13 protein-coding genes and 7 tRNA genes are annotated in these 15,065 nt (G+C 41.0%); 9 read left to right on the top strand and 11 right to left on the bottom strand.

The features are described from left to right. Window positions 1-26: 26 nt before the first annotated feature. From PR767_RS09880 to PR767_RS09900, 5 genes are all read right to left on the bottom strand, one after another. Window positions 27-102 (bottom strand) — tRNA-Lys (locus PR767_RS09880). Between the two features lie 33 nt (window positions 103-135). Further along, window positions 136-211, bottom strand: a tRNA-Lys gene (locus tag PR767_RS09885). A gap of 36 nt (window positions 212-247) precedes the next feature. After that, window positions 248-323, bottom strand: a tRNA-Val gene (locus tag PR767_RS09890). A gap of 34 nt (window positions 324-357) precedes the next feature. Beyond that, a tRNA-Val gene (locus PR767_RS09895) sits at window positions 358-433 on the bottom strand. 25 nt (window positions 434-458) lie between these two features. Next, window positions 459-534: transfer RNA gene (locus PR767_RS09900), tRNA-Val, on the bottom strand. A 421-nt stretch (window positions 535-955) separates the two neighbouring features. On the opposite strand from PR767_RS09900, the gene gltX reads away from it, so the two are divergent. From gltX to PR767_RS09920, 4 genes are all read left to right on the top strand, one after another. Beyond that, on the top strand, window positions 956-2,377 hold the full coding sequence (gene gltX, locus PR767_RS09905) for a glutamate--tRNA ligase (protein WP_004912558.1): 1,422 nt from the start codon (window positions 956-958) through the stop codon (window positions 2,375-2,377). A 149-nt stretch (window positions 2,378-2,526) separates the two neighbouring features. After that, complete coding sequence (locus tag PR767_RS09910) at window positions 2,527-3,558, top strand: two-partner secretion domain-containing protein (RefSeq protein WP_272520242.1); 1,032 nt, start codon at window positions 2,527-2,529, stop codon at window positions 3,556-3,558. 140 nt (window positions 3,559-3,698) lie between these two features. Further along, window positions 3,699-3,774, top strand: a tRNA-Ala gene (locus tag PR767_RS09915). A gap of 42 nt (window positions 3,775-3,816) precedes the next feature. Further along, a tRNA-Ala gene (locus PR767_RS09920) sits at window positions 3,817-3,892 on the top strand. Here the strand turns inward: PR767_RS09920 and gcvA are convergent. After that, window positions 3,893-4,792 (bottom strand): transcriptional regulator GcvA, encoded by a 900-nt coding sequence (gcvA, locus tag PR767_RS09925; RefSeq protein WP_004912564.1) that lies wholly within the window; start codon window positions 4,790-4,792, stop codon window positions 3,893-3,895. 113 nt (window positions 4,793-4,905) lie between these two features. Between gcvA and PR767_RS09930 the strand changes: the two genes are divergently transcribed. Continuing rightward, window positions 4,906-5,529: a glutathione S-transferase family protein gene (locus tag PR767_RS09930; protein WP_272520243.1), complete on the top strand. Its 624-nt coding sequence runs from the start codon at window positions 4,906-4,908 to the stop codon at window positions 5,527-5,529. 14 nt (window positions 5,530-5,543) lie between these two features. After that, the gene (locus PR767_RS09935; protein WP_272520244.1) at window positions 5,544-6,581 is read left to right on the top strand and encodes an LLM class oxidoreductase; all 1,038 of its coding nucleotides are present in this window, start codon (window positions 5,544-5,546) and stop codon (window positions 6,579-6,581) included. Window positions 6,582-6,637: 56 nt separating this feature from the next. Here the strand turns inward: PR767_RS09935 and PR767_RS09940 are convergent, their stop codons facing one another. Then, window positions 6,638-7,390 (bottom strand): SDR family NAD(P)-dependent oxidoreductase, encoded by a 753-nt coding sequence (locus tag PR767_RS09940; protein ID WP_272520245.1) that lies wholly within the window; start codon window positions 7,388-7,390, stop codon window positions 6,638-6,640. A gap of 123 nt (window positions 7,391-7,513) precedes the next feature. Between PR767_RS09940 and PR767_RS09945 the strand changes: the two genes are divergently transcribed. After that, entirely contained in the window at window positions 7,514-7,930 is a 417-nt protein-coding gene (locus tag PR767_RS09945) for a MarR family winged helix-turn-helix transcriptional regulator (RefSeq protein ID WP_109911494.1), read from the top strand. Here PR767_RS09945 and PR767_RS09950 read toward each other — a convergent pair. The 4 genes from PR767_RS09950 to zipA form a co-directional block, all read right to left on the bottom strand. After that, window positions 7,927-8,142 (bottom strand): DUF3820 family protein, encoded by a 216-nt coding sequence (locus PR767_RS09950; protein WP_109911493.1) that lies wholly within the window; start codon window positions 8,140-8,142, stop codon window positions 7,927-7,929. The genes PR767_RS09945 and PR767_RS09950 overlap by 4 nt on opposite strands. 81 nt (window positions 8,143-8,223) lie before the next feature. Next, window positions 8,224-9,408, bottom strand: coding sequence for a NupC/NupG family nucleoside CNT transporter (locus PR767_RS09955; RefSeq protein WP_272520246.1), 1,185 nt, complete (start codon window positions 9,406-9,408; stop codon window positions 8,224-8,226). Window positions 9,409-9,683: 275 nt separating this feature from the next. Further along, window positions 9,684-11,702: an NAD-dependent DNA ligase LigA gene (gene ligA / locus PR767_RS09960; protein WP_109911492.1), complete on the bottom strand. Its 2,019-nt coding sequence runs from the start codon at window positions 11,700-11,702 to the stop codon at window positions 9,684-9,686. 57 nt (window positions 11,703-11,759) lie between these two features. Then, window positions 11,760-12,761 carry a cell division protein ZipA gene (zipA, locus tag PR767_RS09965; RefSeq protein WP_109911491.1) on the bottom strand — a complete coding sequence of 334 codons (1,002 nt, stop codon included), beginning with the start codon at window positions 12,759-12,761 and terminating at the stop codon, window positions 11,760-11,762. A gap of 218 nt (window positions 12,762-12,979) precedes the next feature. On the opposite strand from zipA, the gene cysZ reads away from it, so the two are divergent. Both cysZ and cysK read left to right on the top strand, forming a co-directional pair. Further along, a complete protein-coding gene (gene cysZ, locus PR767_RS09970) occupies window positions 12,980-13,744 on the top strand; it encodes a sulfate transporter CysZ (RefSeq protein WP_109911490.1) in 765 nt (254 codons plus the stop codon). 243 nt (window positions 13,745-13,987) lie between these two features. Continuing rightward, window positions 13,988-14,941 carry a cysteine synthase A gene (gene cysK, locus PR767_RS09975; protein WP_272520247.1) on the top strand — a complete coding sequence of 318 codons (954 nt, stop codon included), beginning with the start codon at window positions 13,988-13,990 and terminating at the stop codon, window positions 14,939-14,941. Window positions 14,942-15,065: the final 124 nt, after the last annotated feature.

Here is a 15,065-nt window from a genome sequence, read left to right on the forward strand (position 1 = left end):
GGAAATTAACTTAGAAATGGCTGAGATGGTGGGTCGTGCAGGATTCGAACCTGCGACCAATTGATTAAAAGTCAACTGCTCTACCGACTGAGCTAACGACCCATCTTGGAAATTCTGATTTTTTTACTGCTTAGATGGTGGGTCGTGCAGGATTCGAACCTGCGACCAATTGATTAAAAGTCAACTGCTCTACCGACTGAGCTAACGACCCATCTAAATTGTATTTTAATGCAAGTATCTAATGAAGTGGTGGGCGATAGCGGGCTCGAACCACTGACCCCCTCCTTGTAAGGGAGGTGCTCTACCAACTGAGCTAATCGCCCACTTCATGACTTATATTACATTATAATAAATAATTGGTGGGCGATAGCGGGCTCGAACCACTGACCCCCTCCTTGTAAGGGAGGTGCTCTACCAACTGAGCTAATCGCCCAATTATTTACTGTCATCGTCAACGGTGGTGGGCGATAGCGGGCTCGAACCACTGACCCCCTCCTTGTAAGGGAGGTGCTCTACCAACTGAGCTAATCGCCCCGTCGTCGATGGAGGTGCATTATAGGGATACTGAGTTCTGAGTCAACGCTTTTTCAATAGATTTTTATCGTTCGTTGCAAAAATAATCAAGATGTTTCAATATTCACCAGAAAAGCTGCCTTTTTAATCAATTACCTATCATTTTCTCTTTGTTCTTTTAAGAAAAAAACAGAAATTATTTTTAAAGCGCATTTATTTATGTCAAATTTGGCGAAACTGCGTAATTTCTTGTCTTCTATTCTGATAACTTGATTGAGGAATCATTGTAGGATGATAGAATAGATACACATTTTAGCAATGCTTAGACATTTCGCTGTTTAGAACATCAAACTTGCTACCCAGTTAACTGTGCTTGTTTTTAGTCTTTTACAGTAAATAGATAAGCGCTTCAAAAACATGTTTTGCAATTAAGGCAATCTCGATGAGTAAAATCAAAACCCGTTTTGCGCCAAGTCCAACTGGCTATTTACACGTTGGTGGTGCACGTACCGCTCTGTATTCCTGGTTATTTAGTCGCCACAATCAGGGCGAATTTGTCCTGCGTATTGAAGATACTGACTTAGAACGTTCAACTCAGGAAGCTATCGACGCCATTATGGACGGTATGAACTGGTTGAATTTAAATTGGGATGAAGGTCCTTATTATCAAACTAAACGTTTTGACCGTTATAATGATGTCATTGATCAAATGTTAGATGCGGGTACCGCTTATCGTTGTTATTGTTCAAAAGAGCGTCTAGAAGCGTTACGTGAAGAACAAATGGCAAATAACGAAAAGCCTCGGTACGATGGTTGCTGCCGTGATCATGCTCACAACCATACGCCAGATGAGCCACACGTTGTTCGTTTTCGTAATCCACAAGAAGGTTCCGTTATTTTTGACGACAAAATTCGTGGGCCAATTGAGTTTAGTAACCAAGAACTGGATGACTTAATCATTCGCCGTACTGATGGTTCCCCGACATATAATTTCTGCGTCGTAATTGATGACTGGGATATGGAAATCACTCATGTTATTCGTGGTGAAGACCATATTAATAACACACCTCGCCAGATCAATATTCTAAAAGCATTAGGGGCACCAGTGCCTGTATATGCCCACGTGTCAATGATCCTAGGTGATGATGGTAAAAAACTGTCAAAACGCCATGGTGCAGTTAGCGTTATGCAGTACCGTGATGACGGTTATTTGCCGCAAGCGCTTCTTAATTATCTTGTGCGTTTAGGTTGGTCTCATGGTGACCAAGAAATTTTCACCGTTGAAGAAATGAAAGAGTATTTCAGCCTTGATGCTATCAGTAAATCAGCAAGTGCGTTTAACACTGAAAAACTGCAATGGTTAAACCACCACTATATCAATACATTACCAGCAGAAGAAGTTGCAACCTATCTTGCATGGCATATTGAACAACAAAACATTGATACCAGCACAGGGCCTCAATTAGTTGATCTAATCAAATTACTGGGTGAACGCTGCAAGACATTGAAAGAAATGGCGGAATCCTGCCACTATTTCTACCAAGATTTTGAAGAGTTTGATGCTGATGCCGCGAAAAAACACTTACGACCTGTTGCACGTCAACCGTTAGAAGTCGTAAAAGATAAGTTAGCTGCGATCACTGATTGGACGGCTGAAAATGTTCATCAAGCCATCGAAGCTACTGCAGCTGAATTAGAAGTGGGTATGGGTAAAGTGGGAATGCCTTTACGTGTTGCTGTAACAGGTGCCGGCCAATCTCCAGGCCTTGATGTGACCGTTCACGCTATCGGCCAAGCCCGTTCAATCGCTCGTATTGAAAAAGCACTTTCATTTATTAGTGAGCGCGAATCAAGCGCACAATAATAACGACTAAAATTAAATAACCTCATGCGTCTTATCACGTATGAGGTTATTATTTATATATTACCTGGGTTCATATAAAATCTTAATTAGACGTATGGGTGATGATTAATTTATGGTAAACACTTCTATCACACAATTACGGTCATTAAATGAAAAAATTCATTATCAATCTCACAATCATATTACCTATAGTAATATTTTCAAAAATGAGTTTTTCCTCTATTCTCTCAGAAAAGAAAGTACTCATTGATAATAGTAAAAACCAACAAATTAGAATAACTGAAAACAGAAACAATATTCCTATTATAGAGGTAAACCCAAGCGATAAAAACCAAGTTTCCCATAATTATTATCAAGAATTTCATGTTAATAAAGAGGGGTTGAAAATCAATAACCACCCTATTTATCCAGCAAAATTAATTATTAGCGAGGTCACTTCCAATAACAAAAGTTATATTAACGGTAATATTAATATTAACACCGGGAAAACCCATCACCTTATCGTCAACCCCAATGGGATCAACTGTAATCGCTGTAGCTTTGATAATTTAACCACTTTAACAGCCTTTTCAGTCCAACATATTAATAATAAAGGAGAATATAAACCCAATACAGTTCAAAAAGGAACAATCAACATCAGTAAATTAAAAAATAATTATAATGACTTGAATTTAATGGCCAATAAAATTAGGTTTAATAAAGAAAATCACTCTGAAGGAAGCATTAAAATTTATAATGGTGATGTTAAAATCACAAAAGATGAAATAATTATTCCAGATATCTTTCCTGAGGCAATACCACAACAGCGGAAAAGAAAAAATATTCTGATAAGGCCAGCTGCAACGGTAAATACACCTTATCTATTCATTCATAGCGAAAATGAATTTAATATAGCAAATAATGGAATTATTAATACTAAACGCGCAGAGATCTCAACTCTAGGTGAGTTTCAAGGAAAGGCGTTTTCCGCCATTAATATCACACGGCCATATGATAAAAAAACCTCATCAATAAGCATGAATAACATATCATTAAAAAATACGCTCCTTCTCGTTGATAGCAGTAGCTTATTGCTTATGGCTCCAAATCTAACTAATGATGATATCCAATATAATAATACGCTGCTCTTGAGAAACGGTGCAAAAATTAACATCGGCCAAGGGTTTGGCTTTAATAAATAAAAATTACCCGCTGATTACTTCAATCATTTGAATTAGCTAGAATTTGCTTTATATTTAATCAATCGGTTTGGAAATGCTATTATTTGATTGACACTCTCTCTAGCCTTGAATATCATCCCTGCGTCCAAAAGATTTTGCTTGGGGCTATAGCTCAGCTGGGAGAGCGCTTGCATGGCATGCAAGAGGTCAGCGGTTCGATCCCGCTTAGCTCCACCATCTAATTCCCTGTTAGATGGCACAATACAAAACATTTCGATTGGGGCTATAGCTCAGCTGGGAGAGCGCTTGCATGGCATGCAAGAGGTCAGCGGTTCGATCCCGCTTAGCTCCACCATTAACTTTCTACACTTTCAGTCTGTTTAGCTTCCGATTTAATCCAATTTAAAAATGCTAAAACCTCTGTTTTTTCAATAGATTCCGGTAACATCACTAAATAATACGCGAACCTCGCTGGCCATGGCTTATCAATCACTTGCACTAGCCGCCCTTCTTCGATTTCCTGTATCGCATACTCTTTTGGGACTAAGGCTAAACCTTGCCCTGCAATCGCAGCACGGATCAATAAATAATCATCATCAAATGCACTACCTCGTGTTGCCTGTTTATCCTGTTCAACACCATGCGCAGCTAACCATAATGGCCAGTCCATTCTGTCATTATCTTGCAAAAGGGGATAATTAAGACAATCTGCTGGGGTTATAATCGGATTATTAATTGGAAAATTTGGACTCATCACCGGTAATAAAACAGGGGTAATTAACCGCTCACTCACTAAATTGGGGTAATGACCTAGACCATGGCGAATAGCAATATCGACCCGCTGTTGATGCAAATTAACTAACGTTGAAGAAGCTTCAATATGCACCTCAATTTCAGGATGTGACTGCGTGAACCTCCCTAAACGGGGTACTAGCCAAGAGGCGGCAAATGAAGGAACGGTACTAATGTTAATCGTTTTTTCTTTACGAATATTTTCTAGTACATACATTGAACCTTCGATTTGTTCGAATGCCTGCAACAACGCAGGGTAAACACACTGCCCTGCATGTGTTAATTCCATGCTGTGGTGGCTGCGCACAAACAATGGCATTCCAATCCGTTCTTCTAATAAACGAATTTGCTGGCTAACCGCACCTGATGTCACACCAAGAAAGTGTGCGGCGCGCTTAATACTTTTATGTTTCGCCACTTCGGTGAAAGCTCGTAAAGCAAGTAATGGGAGAACCGGATTCATAGTTTAGTTTTTCTAAATTTAAGTTGAGTTAATATGGTTTTATTTTCTTCAGTAGAAAACCAATAATCAAGGCATCAATTCAATCTTAACGATATAGAAAAGCGAATACAACTATGCTTGAACTTTATACTGATAGCTCACCAAATGGATTTAAAATAACAATAGCATTAGAAGAACTAAACCTTCCATACCACCTTAATCATATACAAATTTCTCGTGGTGACCACCAGCAACCCACTTTTTTACAGTTAAATCCTCATGGACGTATTCCTGTTATTTATGATCCACAAACAGAGATTACTCTCTTTGAATCAGCCGCAATTTTATTATATCTTGCTGAAAAAACAGGCCAACTTCTTCCCGCTATCCCTAAACAAAAGTGGGAAGCCATTAAATGGCTACAATTCCATTCTGCCAGTTTAGGGCCGATTATAGGTCAATGGGTAAACTTCGCTATTTTCGATAAATCACCAAAGCCAGAGATTGTGGAACGCTATTTTAATATGACCCACAAGGCACTCACGGTATTAGACAAACAACTCGAAAATGCACCTTATCTTGCAGGCTCTGATTACTCCATCGCAGATATCGCTAATTTCGGCTGGTTACACATTGCTCAGGTTATTGCGTTCGATTTTAGCCAACACACACATTTAACGAAATGGTATGACCGAGTTGCCTTGAGACCCGCTGTCATGAAAGGGATCACTCTACCCGCCCCTGCTACAGAAGCCTAATATTGGACAATAACATGAATACATCCCCATTTTTCCCTAAACAAAAAGCACAGCCATCATCGTCCTTTGCATCTCATGTAGGCTATAGTCGTATGTTTTCTCCTAACAAACTTACTGTCGGAATTTTCCTGCCCTTACGTTTTTATCAAGGAGATACCCAGGTATTAAAAGGGCAAATAAAGTTAATCGAACATATTGATGAATATAATTTTGCTGCAGTTTGGGTGCGAGATATTCCCTTATTCGACCCATTGTTTGGTGATGCAGGTCAGTTATTTGATCCTCTGACCTATTTGTCTTTTATTGCTGCCAGAACAAAAAATGTTGCATTGGTTACAGGAAGCTCGATTTTTTCATTACGACACCCAATTGATTTAGCCAAAGCGGCCACCACAATTGACCAACTTTCAGGTAACCGGCTAGTAATGGGTATCGCCTCAGGAGATAGAGCTATTGAGTTTCCTGCCTATGGTATTAATTATGAGCAACGTGCAAAAAGATTTGCACAGGCTGTTGATTACTTTAGGCAGTTAATGGCTGATGGGTTACTGAATATTCAATCCCCACTAGGTGAGTTCAATCGAGCCCAGCTACTCCCGAAACCAATCACTGGGCAAATACCATTAATCGTCACAGGAGGCTCAGGCCAATCTAAACAGTGGATTGCTGATTATTCCGATGGTTGGTTATCCTATCCTGAAGCTACCAGTCATCCAGAAGGCGCTCTTCGTTTAGCTGAGAAAATTGCGTCCTGGCGTGCCCTCATCCCTGAACATGACTTTAGGCCACATATGACAAATGAATGGATTGACCTTGTCGATGATCCTGATTTCCCGCGCACTCCTTTACGAGGAGGATTCACTCTACGAACAGGCCGTAACGGTTTGATTCAACTACTCGAAGAATGGCAAGCTGCGGGAGTTAACCATGCCGCGATTGGAATTCAATACTCTGAGCGACCAGCTTTAGAGGTACTACAAGAAATGGCTGAAGAGGTTTTACCACATTTCCCTAGCCACCAAGGGATGCAAAGCAGGCTCGTAGACTGGTAGTAATTTTGGCGTCTTCCCTCATTTTGTGGCTGACGCCAAACCTTGATTATTTTGCATCACTGCGCAGTATAACCACCATCAATAGGAATAAACGCCCCTGTTATAAAGCTACTCTCTTCTGATAACAAGAAAGCGACAACATTAGCAATTTCTTGCCGAGTAGCCATTCTACCCATTGGATGAGTTGAAGCCATCCATTGCTTCGTTTCCTGTGGTAATACGCTAATATTCGGTGTTTCTACATAGCCGGGGCCAACCGCATTGATACGAATACCTTTTTGAGCGTTTTCTAAGGCTGCTGAACGCGTTAACCCCAGTACCGCATGCTTTGCTGCGGTGTAAGGTGCTATGCCCGCTATCCCTGTTACCCCATTGCAAGCTGATAAATTCACGATAGCTCCCCCACCACTGCGCAAAATCGCAGGAATACTGTACTTTAAACCATGAAATGTTCCTGTTATATCGGTCTCGATCACCTCATGCCAAGCCTCTAAAGGATAATCTTCAATATTGACGCCATGAGGCCCAGTGATCCCTGCATTATTCACCAAGTAATGCAATGCACCGTATTGTTGCTCAATTTTTTCAACTGTTGTTTTAAAGTCTTGTGCATTTGCGACATTCATTTTTATGGCATAGACACGTTGTCCTGTTGGGTCTATTTCTTTAGCGGCTTGTTGTAAAGCTGCCTCATTACGCCCCGTAATTACCGTTATTGCGCCAAGTGAATACAGCTTTTGTGCAATAGTGAAACCGACACCTGTCGATGCCCCTGTTATAAGCGCAACTCGCTGATTAAATTTACCCATAGCTCACCTCAATTATAATTAACTTTAGTTAACTATAATTAATTAACTAAAGTTAATCAACTGGTCGTCTTATTATTAAAATCAATATATACTCAACAGATTGAATATTACGGGATCGTCATAATGCCAAATTCTCTTGAAGATGCGCTTTCTCTACTGCAATGTACGCTAGTTGCACGCAGAGTTAGCTTTACCCCTGAACAAATAACTTGGGGCCAATATGATGTGCTAGAGATATTGAGATTAAAAGGAGACTTAACACCAAGCCAGTTAAGCCAAGCACTTGGCCTTTCTCGTCAAAATTTATCGAAGTTTCTTCGAGTTCTGAAATATTATGAATTTGTCGAGCAATATCAATCTGAAGAAGATAGACGGGAACTGATCACCCATTTAACCGACAAAGGGCATCATTTTTTGCAGCGTGCAGCCACAGGACGTGCTGAAAACGCGGCTAAGGTCAAAGCAGCATTAACCCCCCAAGAGCAAAAGTTATTTATTACTTTAAGCCAGAAGATTACTCACGCACTAGGGCACAATTAACCTCGCTTTAAAGGCTTTACTAGCCCTTCTAAGCCTTCTATTTTTAACCCTAGGGTCATCTCCATTAACTGCCCTAAACGTCCAGCAGGAAACTCCCCTTTCTTATAGAACCATAATAAATATTCTTCAGGTAAATCAATTAATACGCAGCCTTTATATTTACCAAATGGCATATAGGTATTGGCGATATCAATGAGATCTTGTTTTTCCATTATAAGTTCTCTTTTGTGTCAAAGCATAAAAAAACGGCGCTCATTTGAACGCCGTTTCTTAATTTAGCATGTTTTAGTGGATTACAAAACTAACCCGACAACGGCTGCAGATAAGAAGCTAACTAGGGTTGAACCGTACAGTAATTTCAAACCGAAGCGAGCCACGGTATTACCTTGTTTCTCATCTAAGCCTTTAATCGCACCCGCAATAATACCGATGGATGAGAAGTTAGCGAAAGAAACTAAGAATACAGATAAGATACCAACAGAGCGCTCAGATAACCCACCAGCAATCGCTTGTAAGCCGTCCATCGCAACGAATTCATTCGTCACCATTTTCACTGCCATAATTCCGCCAACCTGTAAGGCTTCATCAGCAGGAATACCAAGTATCCACGCAAACGGATAGAACACGTAACCTAACATGGTTTGGAAGTCGATACCGAATACGGCTGAGAAAATACCGTTAATCATCGCAATGAGGGCAATAAAACCAATTAACATTGCTGAAACGATAATTGCTACTTTAAACCCTGCAAGAATATATTCACCTAACATTTCAAAGAAGCTTTGCCCTTCATGCAGGTTGCTCATTTGAATATCTTCTTCACCTTCCGGTGGATACGGGTTAATCAGTGAGAGTACAACGAAAGTACCAAACATATTCAGAACCAATGCAGCGACCACGAAACGTGGCTCTAACATGGTCATGTATGCCCCAACGATAGACATAGATACCGTTGACATGGCTGTTGCGGCCATGGTGTACATTCTGCGGTCAGACATCCGGTTCAATTGGTCTTTATACGCAATAAAGTTTTCTGACTGACCCAATAACAATGAGCTGACTGCGTTAAATGACTCCAATTTCCCCATACCATTCACTTTCGATAGCACGGTACCGATGATACGGATCACAATAGGAAGAATTTTGACGTGCTGTAAGATCCCGATCAACGCAGAAATAAAGATGATTGGGCATAATACTTGTAAGAAGAAGAACGCTAAGTTGCCTTCAATCATACCGCCAAAAATAAATTTGGTCCCTTCTGCTGCATAGCCTAGCAAGTGGGTAAATACCCCTGCCACACCAAGAACAAATGATTCGCCAATATTCGATTTTAAGAACAGATAAGCTAATGCAATTTGAATAACCAGTAGTTGAACAACATAGCGAGGGCGGATCCCTCTACGGTTACTACTGGCTAAAATAGCAAGAGCAGCTATTACTACTAAAGATAAAACGAAATGCAGGATCGAGGTCATATGCGACTCCAACAAATTTAAGAATCAGTCTATGTGCATATTCTATGTAATAGACAACATTTAAATGAGACGGAGGTCACATTAATATGAAAGCTTACTAGGTGTATTTTGCAAAAAGAAGAAGGGGATCACGTTTCAACTATAACAAATCCTAGTATTCGCTTTTTTTGCACAGAAATTTTACTGAGAATTTAAGTTAAGACTTACAACAACCTGCGTACAAAATTGTTGCCTACAGAGATTGTAGGCAACTAAGCCAAATTGAATATAGTTCACTATTGAATATTCAGCAAACGAATCAATTCATTTTCATCTATAACACGTATGCCAAGTTCATTTGCTTTCGCTAATTTAGAACCTGCAGCCTCACCAGCAATCACCAAATCTGTTTTTTTAGAGACGCTTCCTGAAACCTTTGCACCTAAAGCGACTAATTTGTCTTTGGCTTCATCACGCGTCAAGATACTCATTGACCCTGTTAGCACTACCGTTTTACCTGCAAATGGGCTATCAATTTCTGCACTGTTGACGACTTTTACTTCAGGCCAATGAATATTTGCCTTAGTCAGTAAATCTTCAATCACCGCTTGGTTATGAGGTTCGCGGAAAAAATTGACCACATGCTTCGCGACCACATGACCAATATCTTGAACCGTTTTTAGTGACTCTTCATCTGCCGCCATCACGGCTTCAAGTGTGGTGTAATGCGCTGCTAAGTTTGCCGCCGTTGCTTCACCAACTTCACGAATTCCAAGGGCATAAATAAAACGAGCTAACGTCGTTTGTTTAGACTTATTGAGTGCATCAACCAGATTTTGTGCCGATTTCGGCCCCATTCTATCCAAGCCTGTTAAGATACCTGCACTTAATTGATACAAATCTGCTGGAGTTTTGACATACTCTTTTTCGACTAGCTGGTCGATAATTTTATCGCCCATACCATCGACATCCATTGCTCTGCGTGAGACAAAATGTTTCAGTGCTTCTTTGCGTTGTGCCCCACAAATAAGCCCACCTGTACAGCGCGCTACCGCTTCGCCTTCGATTCGTTCGATATCAGAGCCACATACTGGGCAATGAGTTGGAAAAACAATTTCCCGGCTATCTGCAGGGCGGTTATCAACCACAACACTGACGATTTGCGGAATAACATCTCCGGCTCGACGAATAATAACCGTGTCACCAATATGCACACCAAGGCGTTCGATTTCATCGGCATTGTGTAAAGTCGCATTGCTGACAACAACACCTGCAACTTGCACGGGCTCTAAACGCGCGACAGGCGTGATAGCCCCGGTACGCCCGACTTGAAATTCAACATCTTTTAATAATGTCACTTGTTCTTGCGCTGGAAATTTAAATGCGGTCGCCCAGCGAGGTGCTCGAGAAACAAACCCTAACTCTTCTTGAATCGCAATCGAGTTAACCTTAATAACCACACCATCGATATCAAAGCCAAGGTCAGGTCGAACTTGCTCAATTTCATGGTAAAAATCCAATACTGCCTGATGACCAACACGTAATTGAACATAATCACTAACCGGTAAACCCCATGCCTTGAATTGCATTAAACGGTCATAATGTGTATCCGGTAAAGAGCCTCCTTCCACAAGCCCCACACCATAACAATAAAAAGTAAGCGGCCTTTTGGCGGTAATACGTGGGTCTAATTGGCGTAAAGAACCTGCTGCTGCATTACGTGGGTTTGCAAAGACTTTGCCATCCGTTTTGCGTGCTTGCTCATTAAGCGCTTCAAAGCCTTTTTGGGGCATAAAAACTTCCCCACGGATCTCAACGCGATCAGGAATATTGCTTCCCGTTAAACGCAATGGGATAGCACGAATGGTTCGAACATTCGCAGTAATATTTTCGCCTACGGTTCCATCGCCCCGAGTCGCGGCCTGTACTAGCTCACCGTTTTCATACAGCAAACTGACCGCTAGCCCATCTAACTTGAGCTCACAACAAAAAGTCAGTTCTTGATGATTTTTCAAGCGATCCCTGACTCGCTTATCAAACGCAAGATAGCTTTCTTCATCAAAAACGTTATCTAGCGACAACATAGGAATTTCATGGCGTACGGTATCAAACGCAGCTAATGGTGCAGCACCAACACGTTGAGTCGGTGAATCACTGGTGACAAGTTCAGGATGCTGCGCCTCTATCTCTTTTAGACGTTGCATTAACTTGTCATATTCCACGTCTGGAATTTCAGGCGCATCTAATACATGGTACTGATATTCATGATGACGTAACTGCTTTTTTAATTCGTCTATTTCTTGTTTGGTAGTCATGATTCACTCATACAGATAAAAAACCCCCAATTAATGGGGGTTTTGTTCAATGTTTACTTAACTTAGTGTGTTTCTAATTCGTGCATGATACACCTCTATTTTTTGAGGTGTCAGCATTTTGCGTTCGTCATCAAGAACAACCCCTCCCGCATCTGATGCGATACGTTGAGCCGCTTGCAACATCAGTTTGAAATTTTGCCCTGCATCACCGTAAGACGGTACCATCATAAACATGGAAACCCCTGGGGTGGTAAAGTCCGCCATTGTCTCAGGGTCAAATGAGCCCGGCTTTACCATGTTAGCTAAGCTAAACAGCACAGGCCCTGTACCAGACGGATTCACATGACGGTGGAATATTTTCATTTCCCCAAATTGGAAACCGGCTTGTAAAATACTCTGCAGTAACAATTCACCTTGAAGTTCTTGTCCTTGAAGAGCGGCTACGTGAAGTACCAGGACTGTCTCCTTGCTACTTGTTGTAGCAGAATTTTCCTGCGGCTCAGCTTTCTTCTCAATATGCTGCGTCTCTTGTTCATAGGTACTCGGCTGAGGTTCTTCGCTCAATTTAGTTGAATCAATATGTGGCTCAGCGGCAGTACCAATGACTGGCTGAGTACGAACTTCTGGCTCAATAGCCACTTCCTCACTCATATTAATGGTGAGTTGCTCAGGTACATGAACAGGTTCAGTACGTTGGTGCATCGTAGGCTCATTATGAACTGGCGATTTAGCCTCTGGCTCCATATTCATAATAATGTCAGGTTCAACCGATGCCTGTGGCTGTATATTAGGTTCAACTGGAGACTCATTTTTTACCGGATATACAGGCTCAGTCGCAGCAGGGTGAACAGGCGCTTGCTGAGTAGGTTGATTTTCAGTAAATAATGCGGAATCATCATATTCTGATGAATTCTCTTGCATATCGTTTTTTCTACGTTTTACGGGTCTATCGCGAAATAACTTTGAGCGCTCTTTACGGCTGGTCCATAAACCATGCAGTAATAAAGCGACAATCGCTATCGCACCTACGACCACTAATATCAGACGCAAATCCTGCATCGCTGCTATCTCTAGTTGATGAATGATAATGCCAATACGGCGGAAACTACCCTAAGATTATTTCTCAATTGCTCTAAGTGCAACCCCCAGAACGATTTTCTTACAAGAAAGAGAATATTCCGCTTTCATTTGCTGCTTTTTTAAGCGAATAATGGCTAGTCAGCCTAATTTCATATCTATATGATACATGGTCAACCGAAAAGGAGAGAACAAGAAGTATGACCCAATCGACATTTTCGACACAAAAAGACCATTCCGGTTTTTATTATTTTACACAAGGGTGGAGATTAATCACTCGTCCCGGTATTAAACGTTTTGTTATTTTGCCCCTATTAGCCAATATTTTATTCTTAGGCGGCGCATTTTGGTGGTTATATACCAAGCTTGGTGGCTGGATAAACCAAGTGATGAGTTACGTTCCTGACTGGCTACAATGGCTCGACTATGTTATTTGGCCAATCGCCGTTATCTCAATACTGCTCGTATTTACCTATTTCTTTAGTACGGTTGCTAATATTATCGCGGCGCCTTTTAACGGTTGGCTATCAGAGAAACTCGAAGCTGAGCTAACGGGTAAACCATCGCCAGATACGGGTGTGGCTGAGTTATTAAAAGATGTTCCTCGTATGATAAAACGCGAGTTTGTCCGAATCGGTTACTACTTGCCTCGCGCTATTGGGTTATTAATCCTATTTTTCATACCTGGTATTGGCCAAACTGTCGCTCCGGTACTGTGGTTTTTATTTGGTGCTTGGATGATGTCAATTCAATATTGCGATTATCCGTTTGATAACCATCGTGTTGGTTTCAGTGAAATGAAGCAAGCGCTTGCCAAAGAACGAATGAGAAATGTTCAATTTGGTGGTGTCGTTAGCCTGTTAATGATGGTGCCTTTTGTCAACTTAGTGATCATGCCTGTTGCTGTCTGTGGTGCAACATTGATGTGGGTTGACCGGTATCGTGAGCGTTACGCACGTTACTAATTTTATCAATTATTGTATACCAATTATTGCGCAGGCTTATCGCCTGCGCCTTTCTCTTATCGAATACTTCACTTCTTTTCAGCGAAATTTCTTAGAACAATTGGATCTAAAATAGCATTACGTTATAAGCTTATACTCAAATCATATTTGCATTAATTTGTTCTTAACGTATGTTGAATCCATCTCATTATTTTTTTATTAATACCGATTACATTACCGGCTAACCGATTTTAAGGATATCCCATGAGCAAAATTTATGATGATAACTCGTTGACCATTGGCCACACCCCTCTTGTCCGTTTAAAGCATTTTGGTAATGGCAATATTTTAGCAAAAGTGGAATCTCGCAACCCAAGCTTCAGCGTTAAGTGCCGTATTGGTGCGAACATGATTTGGGATGCAGAAAAAAAAGGTATCCTCAACAAAGATAAAGAATTAGTTGAGCCAACCAGTGGTAATACGGGTATCGCTTTAGCCTATGTGGTTGCGGCAAGAGGTTATAAATTGACGTTAACCATGCCTGAAACTATGAGCATCGAGCGCCGTAAACTGCTCAAAGCATTGGGTGCCAACCTCGTTTTAACCGAGGGTGCAAAAGGTATGAAAGGTGCGATAGCTAAAGCTGAAGAGATAGTGAATAGTAACCCTAAAAAATACCTATTACTTCAACAATTTAATAACCCAGCAAACCCTGAAATTCATGAAAAAACCACAGGGCCTGAAATTTGGGAAGATACCGATGGCAATGTAGATGTTGTAGTCGCAGGTGTCGGTACGGGAGGGACAATTACCGGTATTGCAAAGTATCTGAAAAATACCAAAGGTAAAGATGTGACTATCGTCGCTGTTGAACCCGAAACATCTCCTGTCATTACCCAAGCTTTGGCGGGCGAAGAAATTAAGCCGGGTCCTCACAAAATACAAGGGATCGGCGCTGGGTTTATTCCAGGTAACTTAGATTTAAAATTGCTTGATAAAGTCATTCAAATCAGTGATGACGAAGCGATTAAAACCGCACGCGAGCTGATGGAAAAAGAAGGTATTCTTGCAGGGATTTCATCAGGTGCAGCAATTGCTGCTGCCACTAAGATTGCCGCTGACCCTGCTTATAAAGGTAAAAATATTGTCGTTATTTTACCTTCTTCAGGTGAGCGTTATCTGTCAACTGTCCTGTTTGCTGACATTTCCGCTGAATAGCATAATTTCGTTACAATATCGTTAAAAAAGCACCTAAATGGTGCTTTTTTTGTGGCATGGATCAAACTTTAGCACGGATGGAGATGATTTCTAATTCGGGGTTTAGTATTAAACATAGTAATTA

The sequence above is a fragment of the Providencia sp. PROV223 genome (assembly GCF_028479245.1).
Taxonomy (GTDB): Bacteria; Pseudomonadota; Gammaproteobacteria; order Enterobacterales; family Enterobacteriaceae; genus Providencia; species Providencia rettgeri.